The organism is Streptomyces sp. NPDC107546 (genome assembly GCF_055639175.1).
The window spans coordinates 445,537-461,086 of sequence record NZ_JBVKBA010000001.1 but is presented as its reverse complement, the minus strand read 5'-3'; the positions used below and the strand labels follow the sequence as shown (position 1 = coordinate 461,086).

Here is a 15,550-nt window from a genome sequence, read left to right as displayed (position 1 = left end):
CATGGCGACGGACATGCCTGCTGAGACAGGGGAGGCCGGGGACGCGGAGACACAGGCGGCCCAGGACCGCTGGAAGCGCATGTGGAGCCACCGGGAGCACCTGCTCAAGGTGGCCAGGCGCCGGTCGATGAGCCTGGAGGACGCCGAGGACGCGGTGCACGAGGCGATGCTGCGTGCGGCGGAGCGCCCGGATCTCGACGACGAGCGCCTCGGCGCCTGGCTGACCACGGTGACCATGCGGCTGTGCGTGGACCGGTACCGGCAGGTCAACCGGGAGGCCGAGGTACGCAGCAGCCCCACGCTCCTCACACCGGGCCCGGTGCCCGTCGACGAGGCGGTGTGCGACCGGGCCGAGGCCCGGTGGCTCGCCGTGCGCAGCGGGGAGTTGCCGGCGCGCCAGGCGGAGGCCCTGCGGCTGAAGTCCGAGGACCTGGACGTGGGTCAGGTGGCCGTGCGGATGGGCCTGAGCTACCGGACCGTCGAGTCGCTGCTGGCCCGGGCCCGGCGGACGCTGCGCGCCTCGCTGGCCGGGACGCTCGGCGCCGTGCTCTTCCTGCTCGGGCGTGGACGGCCGCGCGGGGCCGGCAAGGCGCAGACGGTGGCGGTCACCTCGACGGCGGCGACGCTGGTGGTGGCCGGGTTCGTCCTGCCGCAAACGCTGGGCGGAGGCGGGGGCTCCACCGACGCGCCGGTCCCGCGTCCGGCGGTGACGCACAGCACCCAGCCGCTCGAGACGGACGGCACGGCCAGCACCGGCCGGGTTCGTCCGCCCCAAGCGCGCACCGCCTCGGTCGGGACGCGGACGCCGGCCGGCCGGGAGACGGCCCGCACACCGGGCACCGGCTCACCGCTGCCCCTGTCGGTGCCGTCCCTCCCGGGGGTCTCGTCGGCCCCGCTTCCGACGTTGTCGGCGCCCGGGGTCCCCGGCGTGCCCACGGTGCCGAGGCTGCCGGTCCCCACCGCCGTCCCCTCGCTTCCGTCGGTACCGACGAACACTCCCTCCCTGCCGTCCGCCTCGCTGCCCGTGCCCACCCCGAGCACGCCTTCCGTGAAGCTGCCGTAGGGCCCGTCGGCAACGCCGCCGTGGGCGCTGCCGACGCGTCCGAAAAAATTTCCGCTTCCTCGCGACGGACTCCCCGCCCCTCCCCGTAGAGCAGATGTCGGAGCTGCTCACGCGGGCGAAGGGTTGGAGCGCGGATGGGTGTCGAGATCTGTGTGGAAGGGCTGACCAAGTCCTTCGGACACCAGGTCATCTGGCAGGACGTCTCGCTGACGCTGCCCGCCGGGGAGGTCTCCGTGATGCTCGGCCCCTCCGGGACGGGCAAGTCCGTGTTCCTCAAGACACTCGTCGGGCTGCTCAGACCCGAGCGCGGTTCGGTGAAGGTAGCGGGCCGGGACATCACCAGGCTCCGCGAGCACGAGCTGTACGAGGTGCGGAAGCTGTTCGGCGTGCTGTTCCAGGACGGCGCGCTGTTCGGCTCGATGAACCTGTACGACAACATCGCCTTCCCGCTGCGTGAGCACACCCGTAAGTCGGAGTCCGAGATCCGGCGGATCGTGCTGGAGAAGATGGACATGGTCGGCCTGCTCGGCGCCGAGGGAAAGCTGCCCGGTGAGATCTCCGGCGGTATGCGCAAGCGGGCCGGGCTCGCCCGGGCGCTGGTGCTCGATCCGGAGATCATCCTGTTCGACGAACCGGACTCGGGCCTCGACCCGGTGCGCGTGGCCTACCTCAACCAGCTGATCGTCGATCTCAACGCGCAGACCGGCGCCACCTTCCTGATCGTCACCCACGACATCGCCTCGGCCCGCCAGGTCCCCGACAACATCGGACTGCTGTTCCGCCGCGAACTGGTGATGTTCGGGCCCCGTGAAAAGCTGCTGACCAGCGACGAGCCGGTGGTGCGCCAGTTCCTCAACGGCCGGATGCAGGGGCCCATCGGCATGGCGGAGGAGAAGGACGCCGCCCAGGTCGAGCAGGAGCTGGCGCGTCTGGACGACAGCGCGCCCCAGGAGATGACTCCCCGGCTGCTACCCGGCCCGGGCATCACCCGCCCGCCCCGCTGGGACGCCATCGCCAGGCGCGAGGCCGCACTGCACCGGAAGGAGGCCGCCGGCGCATGAGCCTGTCCCCCACCGCGCCGCTGCGCCACTCGGGCAACCTGTTCGCGCTGGCACTGGACGTCGTACGGACGCTGCCTCGACGGCCGTTCCAGGCACGGGAGTTCATCCAGCAGGCGTGGTTCGTCGCGAGCGTCACCATCCTGCCCACGGCACTCGTGTCGATCCCCTTCGGGGCGGTCATCGCCCTGCAGATCGGCAGCCTGACACGGCAGCTGGGCGCGCAGTCCTTCTCCGGTGCCGCCTCCGTGCTGGCGGTGCTGCGCGAGGCGTCGCCGATCGTCACCGCGCTGCTGATCGCGGGCGCGGGCGGCACCGCGATCTGCGCGGACCTCGGGGCGCGCAAGATCCGTGAGGAGATCGACGCGATGCAGGTGCTCGGCATCGACCCGATCCACCGGCTCGTGGTGCCCCGGGTGCTGGCGTCCATGGTGGTGGCCGTCCTGCTCAACGGCCTGGTGTCCGTCGTCGGTGTCGCCGGCGGCTATTTCTTCAACGTCGTCCTCCAGAACGGCACGCCGGGCGCGTACCTGGCGTCCTTCACCACCCTCGCGCAGCTCTCCGACCTGTGGGCGGCCGAGATCAAGGCGCTGGTGTTCGGGGCGATCGCCGCGATCGTCGCCTCCTACAAGGGGCTCAACGCGAAAGGCGGCCCGAAGGGCGTCGGGGACGCCGTCAACCAGTCAGTGGTGATCACCTTCATGTTGCTGTTCGTGACGAACTTCGTGATGACCGCCGTGTACTTCCAGATCGTCCCGCAGAGGGGTTGAGCGATGCGACCTCCACGACCCCTGTGGCTCCTCGAACGGCCCCTGCGCTCCCTGGAGGACCTGGGCGCCCAACTCTCCTTCTACGGCCGTTCACTGGCGTGGACGGGCCGTACCCTGCGCCGCTACAAGAAGGAGATCCTGCGGCTGCTCGCCGAGGTGAGCTTCGGCCGGGGCGCGCTCGCCGTCGTCGGCGGCACGGTCGGCGTGATCGCCTTCATGTCGTTCTTCACCGGCACCGAGGTGGGCCTGCAGGGCTACGCGGCCCTCAACCAGCTCGGCACCTCCAACTTCGTGGCGTTCCTTTCGGCGTACTTCAACACCCGGGAGATCGCCCCGCTGGTGGCCGGGCTCGCCCTGTCCGCGACGGTCGGCGCCGGCTTCACGGCGCAGCTCGGCGCGATGCGGATCAGCGAGGAGACCGACGCGCTGGAGGTGATGGGCGTGCCCTCGCTGCCGTTCCTGGTGACGACCCGGATGATCGCCGGGTTCGTCGCCGTGATCCCGCTGTACGTGATCGGGCTGCTGTCGTCGTACCTGGCCGCCCGCACGATCACGACCGGCTACTACGGGCAGTCGACGGGCACGTACGACCACTACTTCCACCAGTACCTGCCGCCGGTCGACGTGCTGTGGTCCTTCGGCAAGGTGATCGTGTTCGCGGTGCTGATCATCCTGGTGCACTGCTACTACGGCTACCACGCGAGCGGCGGCCCGGCGGGAGTCGGTGTCGCGGTGGGCCGGGCGGTGCGCACCTCCATCGTGGCGATCAACGTCCTGGACTTCTTCCTCAGCCTCGCGATCTGGGGCGCCAACACGACCGTACGGATCGCGGGGTGAACCGGTGCGAGCACTGAGACTGAGGTTGTACGGCGTCGCGTTCATCGCCGTGCTGGCGCTGCTGCTGTCGCTCGCGGTGGCGGTCTACCAGCAGGCGTTCACCTCCGTGGTGCGCGTGACGCTCCAGGCCGACAGCCTCGGCGACCAGTTGGAGCCGCGCGCCGACGTCAAGCTGCGCGGGCTGCTGGTGGGCGAGGTGCGCGCGGTGCACGCGGACGGCACGAAGGCGACGCTCGACCTCGCCCTCAAGCCGCAGTACGTCACGTTCATCCCGTCCGACGTGCATGCCCGGCTGCTGCCCAAGACGCTGTTCGGCGAGAAGTACGTCGACCTCGTGCCGCCCGCCGGCTCTGCGCAGTCGTCGGCTCGGCCCATCCGCGCCGGGGACGTCATCACCCAGGACCGCACGAAGACCGGTATCGAGCTGCAGCGGCTGATGAACGACCTGCTGCCGCTGCTGCGCACGGTCCAGCCCGGCGAACTCAACGCCACGCTCTCGGCGTTCGCCACCGCGCTGGAGGGCCGCGGCGACCGGATCGGCGACAACCTGACCCGGGTGGAGGCGTATCTGCGCCGCCTGAATCCGCATCTGCCGTCCCTGCGGGAGGACATCTCGCGCTTCGCCGACGTCGCCCAGGTGTACGGGGACGCGGCACCCGACCTGATGGCGGTCCTGCGCAACACCGTCACCACCAGCCGCACCCTCGTCGAGAAGAAGGACGAGCTGGCCGCCGCGCTCCGCACCACCGCGGCCGTCGCGGACACCGGGCGGGACTTCTTCGACGAGAACGGCGACCGGCTGATCACCCTCGGCCGGGTGTCCCGCCCCACGCTGGAGCTGTTCGCCCGCTACTCCCCCGAGTACCCGTGCCTGCTGCAGGGCCTGGTCCATCAGGAGCAGGTGTCCGAGGACGCGTTCCGGGGCGGCGAGATGAGGATCACCCTCGAGGTCGTCCGTCCGCAGGGCGCGTACAGGCCCGGTGAGGGGCCGCGCTACGCGGACCGGTCGGGGCCCGACTGCCGGGGACTGCCCCATCCGGCGGTGCCCGGGCCGAAACCCAAGCTCAACGACGGTACGTCGTCCGGTGGTTCGGGCGGCGGCGCTCTTCCCGGAGGTGTCGACGTGTCCGCCACCCGGGCCGAACAGCGGGCCGTCGGCTCGCTCGTGGCTCCCGTCATGGGCGTGCCCGCCGACCAGGTGCCGCCCGTCGCGACCCTGCTGTTCGGGCCGCTGGCCCGCGGAACGGCGGTGAGCGTCGCATGAGGACCGCAGGAGCCCGGCAGACCGCGGCACCGCTGATCAAGTTCGGCCTGTTCGCGTTGGTGACGATCGCGGCGACGGCCCTGCTCGCGGCCACCATCGTCAATGTCTCCTTCACCCCCAAGGACACCTACCACGCGGTGTTCAGCGACGTCACGGGCCTGGAGAACGGTGACGACATCCGGGTGGCCGGAGTGCGGGTCGGCCAGGTCGAGGGCATCCGGATCAAGGACCGGACGCTGGCGGAGGTCACCTTCAGCGTGGAGGCGGACCGGCCGCTGCTCACCAGCACCCACGCGGTCCTCCGTTACCGCAACCTGGTCGGGCAGCGGTACATCGCGCTGACCGAGGGCGCGGGCGACGGCACCCGGCTGCGGCCGGGCGGCACCATCCCGCTGTCCCGTACCCAGCCGGCGCTGGACCTGAACGCGCTGCTGAACGGCTTCAAGCCGCTGTTCGCCGCGCTCAGCCCGGGCGACGTCAACCAGCTCGCCACCGAGATCATCCAGACCCTGCAGGGCGAGGGCTCCACCGTCGACAGCCTGCTCGCGCACACGGCGTCGCTCACCACGACACTCGCCGACCGGGACCAGCTGATCGGCTCGGTGATCGACAACCTCAACACCGTGCTGGACACGCTGGACCGGCGCGGCGCGCGCTTCTCCGCGCTGATCACCCAGCTGCGGCGGGTGATCTCCGGGCTGTCCGCCGACCGCAAGCCCATCGGGGACTCCCTGGTGAGCATCGGCGACCTGACCGAGGCCACCTCCGGGCTGCTGCGGGACGCGCGTCCGCCGCTGAAGGACGACATCGCCGGGCTGAACCGGCTCACCGGAACGCTGAACAGGAACGAGAAGACCGTGGAGGGTGTGCTGCAGCGGCTGCCGAACAAGCTGAACGCGCTGACGGGGACGGCGTCGTACGGCTCGTGGTTCAACTTCTACCTGTGCGACTTCGACGGCCGGATCGTGCTGCCGAGGACGAAGCAGATCATCACCCCCGACTTCCATGTGGCGCAGGCGAGGTGCGGCGCATGAGGACGCCCGTCACGCCCGGCAGGTCCCGGCGTCCCGAGCCCCTGGTGAAGGTGCGGGTCCTGCCCCCGAAGCTGCCGACGGTCCGCCTGCCCCGCAGGCCGAGCCGTCCGGAGCCTCTCGTGAAGGTGCGGGTCCTCCCCCCGAAGCTGCCGAGGGCGGCCCGCCCCCTGCCTCGCCGGACCCGGGGCCCCGAACCCCTGGTGAAGGTGCACGTCCTGCCGCCGAAGCTGCCCGCGATCCGGCTGCGCCGGCCACGGCTGAAGCCGTTCCGCGAGCGCAATCCCGTCGTGGTCGGTGCCGTGGGCCTCCTGACTCTCGCCCTGCTGACCGTCGCCGCGTTCAACGCCGACAGCCTGCCGCTGATCGGCGACGGCGAGACGTACGACGCGGCCTTCTCCGAGGCGGGCGGACTCAAGCCCGGCGACGAGGTGCGGATCGCCGGCGTCAAGGTCGGCAAGGTCGAGGGCGTCGACCTCGACGGCGACCACGTGAAGGTGACGTTCAAGGTCAAGGGCGACCCGGCGATGGGCACCGCGACGAGCGCGGCGATCCGGGTGAAGACGATCCTCGGCGCCAAGTACCTGGCGCTGTACCCGAAGGGGCCCGGCCGGCTGAAGCCGGGCGGCGAGATCCCGATCGGGCGGACGGTGTCGGCGTACGACGTGGTGCAGGCGTTCAGCGATCTGACCACCACGACGGAGAAGGTGGACACCCAGCGGCTGGCGAAGGCCATGGACACCATCTCCACCACCTTCCAGGACTCCCCCGCCGAGGTGAAGGCCTCCATCCAGGGGCTGTCCCGGATCTCCCGGACGATCGCCTCGCGCGACCAGGCCCTGGGCGACCTCCTCAAGCACGCGAACGGGGTCACCGGCGTGCTGGCGGAGCACACGAAGGACTTCTCCGCCCTGGTGAAGGACGGCGACAAGCTCTTCCAGGAGATCAGCGAGCGGCGCGAGGCGATCCACACGCTGCTCAAGACTTCGGCGGCCCTGGGCATCGAGCTGTCGGGCCTGGTGGACGACAACCAGAGGGAGATCGGACCCGCGCTGCAGAACCTCAACACGTTCGTCCGGATGCTGGAGCGCAACCAGGCGAGCCTGGACCGCAGCGTCAGCCTGCTCGCGCCCTACGTCCGGCTGTTCACCAACACCCTCGGCAACGGCCGCTGGTTCGACTCCTACGTCCAGAACCTGGTCGCCGCCCCGGTGGTGCCGCGCACGGGAGGCTCCCAGTGAACAAACGCTTCCGGCAGGCCCTGGCCCTGCTCACCGTGCTCGCGGTGGCCGCCGTCGTCGCCGTCGTGCTGTGGCCGCACCCGCGTACGGTCCGCGTCACCGCGTACTTCCCGCGCACCGTCGGCATCTACCCCGGTTCCGACGTCCGCGTCCTCGGCGTCCGTATCGGCCAGGTACGGAAGATCACGCCTCAGGGCGACCGGGTACGGGTGGACCTGGAGTACGACGCGGGACGGAAGGTCCCCGCGGGCGCCCAGGCCGCGATCATCAACTCGTCGGTGGTCAGCGACCGTTATGTGCAGCTGCTGCCGGTGTACCGCAGGGGCCCGGTGCTGCGCGACGGCGCCGTCATCCCCGAGTCGCGCACGGCCGTGCCCGTCGAGCTGGACCGGATCTTCGACAGCCTGCACACCACGGCCGACGCCCTCGGCCCGAAGGGCGCCAACAAGGACGGCTCGCTGTCGCGGCTGCTCGGGGTGAGCGCGGACAACCTCAAGGGCCAGGGCACGAACCTCAACCAGTCCGTCGAGGACCTCTCCCAGGCGGTCACCACGTTGTCCGACGGCCGGGGCGACCTGTTCGGCACCGTGCGCAACCTCCAGGTGTTCACGGCGGCGCTGGCCGCCGACGACCAGAGCGTGCGCTCGTTCAACGACAGCCTCGCCGAGGTGGCAGGGCAGCTCGCCGGGGAGCGCACGGACCTGGCGGCCGCGCTCAAGTACCTGGGGACGGCGCTCGCCGACGTCTCCGACTTCGTGAAGCACAACAAGACGGCACTGACCTCGGACATCGAGGGCCTCAGCGAGGTCACCCAGGTCCTGGTCACGCAACGGGCCGCACTGGAGGAGCTGTTGGACGTCGCCCCGACCGGCCTGTCGAACCTGCAGAACGCCTACAATCCGTCCGCCGGCACCCTCGACACCCGCAACAACGCCCAGGCTCCGCAGGACCCGGCGTCCCTGCTGTGCTCCCTGCTGAAGACCACCGGCGACGCGGGCGGCAAGAACCCCGACTGCGCACAGCTGCGGAAACTCTTCGACTCGCTGCCCGAGCTTCCCGCCGCCCCCACGGGCACGGGCACGGTCGACCGGACCCTCGGCGGAATCCTCGGGGGCGCGGCATGAGCGCGCGGCGCACGGGCCGGACGGTCGCGTGGACGGCGGCCGGTTCGCTGCTGCTGTCCGGGTGCGGGTTCAACGGCTGGTACGACATCCCGCTGCCCGGCGGCGCCGCCTCCGGCGGCCACGCCTACCACGTCACGGTGGAGTTCCGAGACGTCCTCGACCTGGTGCCGCAGTCGGCGGTCAAGGTCGACGACGTCACCGTGGGCGCCGTAGAGAAGGTCGAGCTGGACGGCTGGCACGCGCGGGTGCGGCTGCGGGTGGCCGACTCGGTGAAACTGCCGGCCAACGCGGTCGCCGACCTCAGGCAGACCAGCATCCTCGGTGAGAAGTACGTCGCGCTGTCCGCGCCGACCGGTACCGCCTCCGTGGGCCGGCTCCACGACGGCGACGTGATCCCGCTGTCCCGCAGCGGCCGCAACCCGGAGATCGAGGAGGTGCTGTCCGCGCTGTCCGCGCTCCTCAACGGCGGCGGCGTGGCCCAGCTCAAGACCATCACCGTGGAGCTGAACAAGGCCCTGAACGGCCGCGAGACGAGGGTCCGGTCGCTGCTGGAGCAACTCGACACGTTCCTGGGCGGCCTGGACCGGCAGCGCTCGGAGATCGTCCGGGCGCTCGAGGGCATCGACCGGCTGGCCAAGCGGCTCGGGACGGAGAAGGAGACGATCGCCCAGGCCGTCGACACGATCCCGCCCGCCCTGAAGGTACTGGCCGACCAGCGGCGCGACCTGACGAAGATGCTCACCGCGCTGTCCGAGCTCGGCACGACCGGCACCCGGGTCGTCAACGCCTCGCGCGACGACACCGTCGCCAACCTGAAGGAACTCCGGCCGATCCTCCAACAGCTGAACAAGGCGGGCGACGACCTGCCGAACTCCCTGGAGCTGCTGACGACGTACCCGTTCCCGCGCAACGTGGCCGACGCCGTGAAGGGCGACTACGTCAACCTCAAGATCACCGCCGACCTCGACCTGGCGGACCTGTACGGCAACCTCGCCGACGAGCCCGGCAAGGGCGGCAAGGGCGGCGGGTCCGGGAAGCAGCCGGTTCCGACGCCGTCCCTTCCCGGCCTGCCCAGCGTCCCGGTGCCGGTGCCCACCGCGCTGCCCAGCGCCCCGGGGCTGCCGAAGGTGCCGAAGCCGTCGGTCACCCCCTCCGCCCCCTCGGGCGGCGGCGGTCCGCTGTGCCCGCCGGTGTGCACCGCGAGCTACGGCACGTCCGACGGAACGCACCGCCTGCCGCCGGGCATCGACCTCGCGCTCGCCGAGCTGATGCTGAAGGGGATACAGCCGTGATCACCCGTATGGTCAAGGCCCAGCTGGTCGCCTTCGCCGCGGTCACCGCCGTCGGGGTGTCGTACGTCGGCGCCGAGTACACCGGCCTGGCGGACGACGTGCTCGGCCGGGGCTACGCCGTCACCGCCGACTTCGCCGAGTCGGGCGGCATCTTCACCGGCGCCGAGGTCACCTACCGCGGGGTGCCGGTGGGCCGTGTGGGCGCCCTGCGGCTGAACGGCTCGGGGGTCTCGGTGGCCCTGGACATCGAGGACGGCGCCCCGAGGATCCCGGCCGACACCCTGGCGGTGGTCGCGGACCGCTCGGCGGTGGGCGAGCAGTACGTCGATCTGCAGCCCCGGCGCTCCGGCGGCCCGTATCTGACGGACGGCAGCCCGATCCCGCGCAGCCGCACCCGGACGCCGCTACCGGTCACCGACCTCGTCCTCAGTCTGGACCGGCTGGTGAACTCCGTCGGCAAGGACGATCTCCGCACCACCGTCGACGAGTTGGGCAAGGCGTTCGCCGGCACCGGACCGAACCTGAGCCGCCTGGTGGACTCCGGCAACCAGCTCGTTCAGTCGGCGTCCGACTCGCTCCCGCAGACGGTGTCCCTGATCGAGGACTCGCGGAAGGTGCTCAAGACCCAGGCCGACAAGGGATCGGCGATCAAGTCGTTCTCCCACGATCTGGCCACCCTCACCGCGCAGTTGAAGTCGAGCGACGGGGACCTGCGCCGGGTCGTCGGCAACGCGGCGCCCGCCGCTCAGGAGGTCGACTCCCTGTTGAGGTCCACCCGGCCGACCCTGCCGGTGCTGTTGGCCAACCTGATCAGCGGCGGTCAGGTCACCGTCGCCCGGCTGCCCGGGGTGGAGCAGGCCCTTGTCACCCTCCCCGTCGTGGTCGCGGGCAGCTACACCGTCATCCCCGGCGACGGCACCACCCACTTCGGGCTCACCGTGAACGCGAACGACCCGCCCGCGTGCACCCAGGGGTACGGAACCCGGCGGCGCGACCCCTCGGACACCGGAACCCGCGCAGCGAACACCGGCGCCCACTGCACGGCGCCGCGCGGCAGCGCCACCTCGGTACGCGGCGCGCAGAACGCGCCCGGCGCGGCGTCCGGTTCGGGCAGCGCGAACCGGACCGCGTACGTCACCCCGTACGACCCGGAGACCGGCACCGCGACCGGCCCGGACGGCACGCCCGTCGAGATCGGCTCGGCGGGCGGCGAACAGACCGTCTTCGGAAAGGAGTCGTGGCAATGGCTGCTGGTCGGACCGATGTCATGAGATGGGGACGCCCCCGGGTGCTCTCCGCCGGGCTCGTCGCCGCCACCGTGCTGACGACCGTGCTGTCCGTCTGGCTGGGCCTGCGCCTCGCCGACCAGCGCGCGGCCGAGCAGCGCCGGCAGGACATCCTGGCGGCGGCCCGGCAGTCGGCGCTGAACTTCACCTCGCTCGACTACCGGCACTACGACCGCGACAGCGGGAACGTGCTGAAGGGCGCGACCGGCGAGTTCAAGAAGGAGTTCGCCGCGCAGACCGCGGAGTTGACAAAGCTCGTCGCCCAGAACAAGTCGGTGTCCGAGGGGCAGGTCCTCGAGGCGGGCCTCGTCCGCTCCGACGCCGACTCGGCCCGGGTCCTGGTCGTCGCCGACAGCAAGGTGACCAACACCGCCGCGCCCCAGGGGCAGGCGCGCACCTACCGGTTGCAGCTCGACCTCGTGCGCGAGCACGGGCGCTGGCTGACCTCCGACGTCGAGTTCGTGGGCTGACCCACGCCACCAGAGTTGAGGAGAGTGACCGTGGCGAACCAGACCACCAAGGTCCGCGGCGCCGGTACCGCCACCCGACGCACCCTGACGGCTGCCGCACGAGCGGCGGCCAAGCGCTCCGCACGGTCGGAACGCGAGGTGGCCGAGGACCGCGAGGAGCGGCGCTCCTCGCGCACGCTGCTGATCGAACGCCCGGACGGCTGGGACGACCCGCCCGAGCCGAGCGCCGAGGAGGAGCCGGAGCAGCCCGCACCGGGGCCCGTACGCGGACGCAGACTGCTGACCGCGGCGCTGTGCGTCGTGCTCGTGGCGGGCCTGGTCGCGGTCGCCGTCCTCGGATGGCAGTACCGGGAGGGCCGGCGGGCGGACCAGGCAGGGAGTCAGGCGCTGACGGCCGCCAGGAAGGCCGCGCCTGTCGTGCTGTCGTACGACTACCGGCACCTGGACCAGGACTTCGCCCGGGCCCGTGGCCATCTGACCGGCGGCTTCCGTGACCAGTACCTGAAGACCACGAAGACGGTGGTCGGTCCGACGGCGGCGAAGTACCACGGCGTGGTGAGGGCGACGGTGGCGGCGGCCTCGGTGGTGTCGGCCGCGCCCGACAAGGCGGTCGTCCTGCTGTTCGTCAACCAGAGCACGCAGAGCACCCAGGTGTCGGGATCGCGTCTTGATCTGAACCGGGTGCGCATGACGCTCAGCCGCACGTCCACGGGCTGGAAGGTGAGCGCCGTCGACGCCCTCTGACCCACGCCTCCCCTGTGCCCCCGCGCGGACCGCGCGGGGGCACTTTTCGTGCGCGCTCTTGACAGTGTCCACCACACACAGGCACGCTTTCCAATAAGCAGAAACTTAATTCCGCTATACGGAATTCAAGGGCCGTTCGATGAGAGCGAGATCCAGGGAGCGCCACACGATGGGATTCGCAGACCAGCGCTACACCGTCAACCTGTCGATCCTCTTCACGGAACTCCCGCTCCTGGACCGCCCCACGGCCGCAGCGGCGGCGGGCTTCACCGCGGTCGAGCTGTGGTGGCCCTGGGTCGACGCTCCCACCCCCGAGCGGCCCGAACCGGACAGCCTGAAGAAGGCGATCGAGGACGCGGGCGTGCGGCTCACGGGGCTGAACTTCTACGCCGGTCGGTTGCCGGGCCCGGACCGCGGCGCCCTGTCGGTCCCCGGCGAGGAGTCGGAGAGGTTCCGCGCCAACGTCGAGGTGGCGGCCGAGTTCGCCGAGTCGCTGGGCTGCAGGTCGCTCAACGCGCTGTACGGCAACCGCGTCGACGGCGTCGACCCGGCCGAGCAGGACGCGCTCGCGCTGGAGAACCTGGCCCTCGCGGCGCGGGCGGCGGACCGGATCGGCGCGACGCTCCTCATCGAGGCCCTGAACAAGCCGGAGTCGCCGCTGTACCCGCTGGTGTCCGCGCCGGCCGCCGTCGAGGTGGTCGACAAGGTCAACCAGGCGACGGGACTGGGCAATGCGCGCTTCCTGATGGACCTCTACCACCTGTCCATGAACGGCGAGGACCTGCCGCAGGTGATCGACCGGTACACGGGCCGGACGGGCCACGTCCAGATCGCCGACACCCCTGGCCGCGGCGCGCCGGGCACGGGGACGCTGCCGCTGGAGGATCTGCTCGACCGGTTGCGGAAGGCGGGCTACGAGGGCCGCGTCGGCCTGGAGTACAAGCCGGGGGACCGCCCGAGCGCGGAGACCTTCGACTGGCTGCCGGTCCAGGCCCGCGCCGCCCGCTGAACGGCAACCCCCGGACGTACCGCAGCAGCGAGAAAGGCACCCTTGATGACCGCACTTCCCAAGATCGCCTGGATAGGCCTCGGCATCATGGGCTCCCCCATGTCCGAGAACCTGATCAAGGCGGGCTACGACGTCACCGGCCACACCCTGGAGCAGGCGAAGCTGGACCGCCTGGCCGCCGCCGGAGGCACCGTGGCCGGCTCGGTCGCCGAGGCGGTGCGGGACGCCGACGTGATCATCACGATGGTGCCGGCGTCTGCTCAGGTCGAGGCGGTGGCGTACGGCCCGGACGGCATCCTCGGGAACGCCCGGCCCGGCGCCCTGCTGATCGACATGTCCTCCATCACCCCGCAGACTTCGATCGACCTGGCCGCGGCCGGGCGGGCGAAGGGCATCCGGGTGCTCGACGCGCCGGTGTCCGGCGGCGAGGCCGGTGCGGTCGAGGCGGTGCTGTCGATCATGGTCGGCGGCGACCGGGCCGACTTCGAGTACGCACAGCCGATCTTCGAGACGCTGGGCCGGACCGTCGTGCGGTGCGGCCCGCACGGCTCGGGCCAGACCGTGAAGGCCGCCAACCAGCTCATCGTCGCCGTCAACATCCAGGCGTGCGCCGAGGCCGTGGTCTTCCTGGAGAAGTCGGGCGTGGACCTCGGAGCGGCCCTCGACGTCCTGGGCGGCGGACTCGCCGGCTCCACCGTGCTGACCCGCAAGAGGGAGAACTTCCTCCGCCGCGACTTCAGGCCGGGCTTCCGTATCGACCTGCATCACAAGGACATGGGCATCGTCACGGACGCGGCCCGCGCGGTCGGCGCCGCCCTGCCGGTGGGCGCGGTGGTCGCCCAACTCGTCGCGAGTCTGCGCGCGCAGGGCGACGGCGGCCTGGACCACTCGGCCCTGCTGCGGGGCGTGGAGCGCCTGTCCGGCGCCCAGGTCTGACGCCGAGACCTCCGGGCCGCGTCGGCGCCGACACTTGTCCTGTCGCGCCCAGGCGTCGCCGCGGCCCGGAACCCCTCCCGCGGACCAGGGCGTTCCGCAGTGGGCCAAGGCTTCGGGGAGCACGTCGGTCCGCGAAGTGGCCGGCGTGCTAATGTGCGGCGGTCGGAAATCTGCATGGTCATGCAGATTTCTGACAGCGCGTCAGGCAGCGAAGCCGGTGACGCCCGCCTCCCGCGGGCCAGTCCGGCGCTGTCCCGCAACTGTGAGGGTCGCCTCAACCGGGGCCCAAGCCAGGTCGCCTCCTGCCGCGCTACGACATCGACCCTCGTGGGAAGGGCGATCCGTCTCCGTCGGCGCGCGTTCGACGCGACCCGTCGACGGATTGCTTCTTCCCGTCCTCACGGGAGGAAGTGCCGCATGGCACCCCAACCTGTCCGGCTTCGGCATCGTCGGCGTGAGCCGCTCGTCCGCGCTCTGTCGGCGGCGACCGCCGTGATCGCGGCCGTGGCCGTCGTCACCGGCTGCAGCTCCAAGAGCTCCGGCGCCGCCACGTCGTCCGCTTCGGCACCCGGACCCTCCGCCGCCGCGTCGTTCCCTGTCACGGTGACTCCCGCCAACGGCAGGATCACCATCCAGAGCCGTCCGCAGCACATCGTGTCGCTCTCACCGACCGCGACCGAGGACCTGTACGCGGTCGGCGCGGGCAAGCAGGTCGTCGCGGTGGACTCGAACTCCGACCATCCGGCCGGCGCGCCCGTCACCAGCCTCAGCGGACTGACCCCGAACATCGAGGCGATCGTGAAGTACGACCCGGACCTGGTCGTCGCCTCGCAGGATTCCGGCGGACTGGTCGCCGGACTGCGCAGGCTGGGCGTGCCGGTACTGATCGAGCCCGCGGCGGCGACGGTCGACGACGCCTACACGCAGATCGAGCAGATCGGCCGGGCCACCGGTCACGCCGCCCAGGCCGCACGGACCGTTGCCGGTATGAAGTCCGCGATAGCCTCCACGGTCAAGCAGGCCGGCACCGCCCATGCGAACCTGACCTATTACTGGGAGCTGGGTGCCAGCCCTTACTACTCGGCGACCTCCTCGACCTTCGTCGGGCAGATAGCGTCCCTGTTCGGCCTGAAGAACATCGCCGACAAGGCGGACAAGGCCTCCGACGGCGGATATCCCCAGCTGGCCCAGGAGTACATCGTCTCGGCACAGCCGCAGCTGATATTCCTCTCGGACAACGAGTCGTCCGACGGCGGGCAGACCCCTGCGATCGTCGCCGCCCGGCCCGGCTGGTCAGGGATTCCGGCGGTGAGGAACAAGGAGATCACCGGCCTGAACGATGACGTCGCCTCCCGCTGGGGCCCGCGTCTGCCCCAGCTGGTCGCGCAGATCGCGCAGGCTGTCGAGAAGGCCTCCGGCCGGTGA

The 15,550-nt window shown here is 71.2% G+C and carries 15 protein-coding genes; all 15 read left to right on the top strand.

What is annotated here, in order from left to right; all coding sequences use genetic code 11:
* Window position 1 precedes the first annotated feature (1 nt).
* The 15 genes from ACZ7L1_RS01975 (at window position 2) to ACZ7L1_RS01905 (ending at window position 15,550) form a co-directional block, all read left to right on the top strand.
* The gene (locus tag ACZ7L1_RS01975) at window positions 2–1,063 is read left to right on the top strand and encodes an RNA polymerase sigma factor (protein WP_471433361.1); all 1,062 of its coding nucleotides are present in this window, start codon (window positions 2–4) and stop codon (window positions 1,061–1,063) included.
* A 134-nt stretch (window positions 1,064–1,197) separates the two neighbouring features.
* Window positions 1,198–2,124, top strand: a complete 927-nt coding sequence (locus ACZ7L1_RS01970; protein ID WP_471433359.1) for an ABC transporter ATP-binding protein — start codon at window positions 1,198–1,200, stop codon at window positions 2,122–2,124.
* A complete protein-coding gene (locus ACZ7L1_RS01965; RefSeq protein ID WP_200418148.1) occupies window positions 2,121–2,891 on the top strand; it encodes an MlaE family ABC transporter permease in 771 nt (256 codons plus the stop codon). Before ACZ7L1_RS01970 ends, ACZ7L1_RS01965 begins: the two co-directional genes overlap by 4 nt.
* 3 nt (window positions 2,892–2,894) lie before the next feature.
* Window positions 2,895–3,728, top strand: coding sequence for an MlaE family ABC transporter permease (locus ACZ7L1_RS01960; protein WP_471433357.1), 834 nt, complete (start codon window positions 2,895–2,897; stop codon window positions 3,726–3,728).
* Between the two features lie 4 nt (window positions 3,729–3,732).
* A complete protein-coding gene (locus ACZ7L1_RS01955; protein ID WP_471433355.1) occupies window positions 3,733–4,992 on the top strand; it encodes an MCE family protein in 1,260 nt (419 codons plus the stop codon).
* Complete coding sequence (locus tag ACZ7L1_RS01950) at window positions 4,989–6,026, top strand: MCE family protein (RefSeq protein ID WP_471433353.1); 1,038 nt, start codon at window positions 4,989–4,991, stop codon at window positions 6,024–6,026. The genes ACZ7L1_RS01955 and ACZ7L1_RS01950 overlap by 4 nt, the downstream gene beginning before the upstream one ends.
* Before the next feature lie 257 nt (window positions 6,027–6,283).
* On the top strand, window positions 6,284–7,264 hold the full coding sequence (locus ACZ7L1_RS01945; protein WP_471433531.1) for an MCE family protein: 981 nt from the start codon (window positions 6,284–6,286) through the stop codon (window positions 7,262–7,264).
* 20 nt (window positions 7,265–7,284) lie between these two features.
* Window positions 7,285–8,388, top strand: coding sequence for an MCE family protein (locus ACZ7L1_RS01940; RefSeq protein ID WP_471433530.1), 1,104 nt, complete (start codon window positions 7,285–7,287; stop codon window positions 8,386–8,388).
* The gene (locus tag ACZ7L1_RS01935; RefSeq protein ID WP_471433352.1) at window positions 8,385–9,680 is read left to right on the top strand and encodes an MCE family protein; all 1,296 of its coding nucleotides are present in this window, start codon (window positions 8,385–8,387) and stop codon (window positions 9,678–9,680) included. Before ACZ7L1_RS01940 ends, ACZ7L1_RS01935 begins: the two co-directional genes overlap by 4 nt.
* Window positions 9,677–10,951: an MCE family protein gene (locus ACZ7L1_RS01930; protein ID WP_471433351.1), complete on the top strand. Its 1,275-nt coding sequence runs from the start codon at window positions 9,677–9,679 to the stop codon at window positions 10,949–10,951. The genes ACZ7L1_RS01935 and ACZ7L1_RS01930 overlap by 4 nt, the downstream gene beginning before the upstream one ends.
* Window positions 10,948–11,436, top strand: a complete 489-nt coding sequence (locus ACZ7L1_RS01925) for a hypothetical protein (protein WP_471433349.1) — start codon at window positions 10,948–10,950, stop codon at window positions 11,434–11,436. Before ACZ7L1_RS01930 ends, ACZ7L1_RS01925 begins: the two co-directional genes overlap by 4 nt.
* A 30-nt stretch (window positions 11,437–11,466) precedes the next feature.
* Window positions 11,467–12,180, top strand: coding sequence for a hypothetical protein (locus tag ACZ7L1_RS01920; protein WP_471433347.1), 714 nt, complete (start codon window positions 11,467–11,469; stop codon window positions 12,178–12,180).
* A 169-nt stretch (window positions 12,181–12,349) separates the two neighbouring features.
* Window positions 12,350–13,189, top strand: a complete 840-nt coding sequence (locus ACZ7L1_RS01915) for a TIM barrel protein (protein ID WP_471433345.1) — start codon at window positions 12,350–12,352, stop codon at window positions 13,187–13,189.
* A 45-nt stretch (window positions 13,190–13,234) separates the two neighbouring features.
* On the top strand, window positions 13,235–14,125 hold the full coding sequence (locus ACZ7L1_RS01910; RefSeq protein WP_471433343.1) for a 2-hydroxy-3-oxopropionate reductase: 891 nt from the start codon (window positions 13,235–13,237) through the stop codon (window positions 14,123–14,125).
* Window positions 14,126–14,542: 417 nt separating this feature from the next.
* Window positions 14,543–15,550, top strand: coding sequence for an ABC transporter substrate-binding protein (locus ACZ7L1_RS01905; RefSeq protein ID WP_471433342.1), 1,008 nt, complete (start codon window positions 14,543–14,545; stop codon window positions 15,548–15,550).

Bases quoted from the DNA above. Each gene is read 5' to 3' on its own strand.
- ACZ7L1_RS01960 (WP_471433357.1), top strand. From the start codon at position 2,895: ATGCGACCTCCACGACCCCTGTGGCTCCTCGAACGGCCCCTGCGCTCC.
- ACZ7L1_RS01915 (WP_471433345.1), top strand. From the start codon at position 12,350: ATGGGATTCGCAGACCAGCGCTACACCGTCAACCTGTCGATCCTCTTC.
- ACZ7L1_RS01970 (WP_471433359.1), top strand. From the start codon at position 1,198: ATGGGTGTCGAGATCTGTGTGGAAGGGCTGACCAAGTCCTTCGGACAC.
- ACZ7L1_RS01935 (WP_471433352.1), top strand. From the start codon at position 8,385: ATGAGCGCGCGGCGCACGGGCCGGACGGTCGCGTGGACGGCGGCCGGT.
- ACZ7L1_RS01975 (WP_471433361.1), top strand. From the start codon at position 2: ATGGCGACGGACATGCCTGCTGAGACAGGGGAGGCCGGGGACGCGGAG.
- ACZ7L1_RS01905 (WP_471433342.1), top strand. From the start codon at position 14,543: ATGGCACCCCAACCTGTCCGGCTTCGGCATCGTCGGCGTGAGCCGCTC.
- ACZ7L1_RS01910 (WP_471433343.1), top strand. From the start codon at position 13,235: ATGACCGCACTTCCCAAGATCGCCTGGATAGGCCTCGGCATCATGGGC.
- ACZ7L1_RS01965 (WP_200418148.1), top strand. From the start codon at position 2,121: ATGAGCCTGTCCCCCACCGCGCCGCTGCGCCACTCGGGCAACCTGTTC.
- ACZ7L1_RS01925 (WP_471433349.1), top strand. From the start codon at position 10,948: ATGAGATGGGGACGCCCCCGGGTGCTCTCCGCCGGGCTCGTCGCCGCC.
- ACZ7L1_RS01950 (WP_471433353.1), top strand. From the start codon at position 4,989: ATGAGGACCGCAGGAGCCCGGCAGACCGCGGCACCGCTGATCAAGTTC.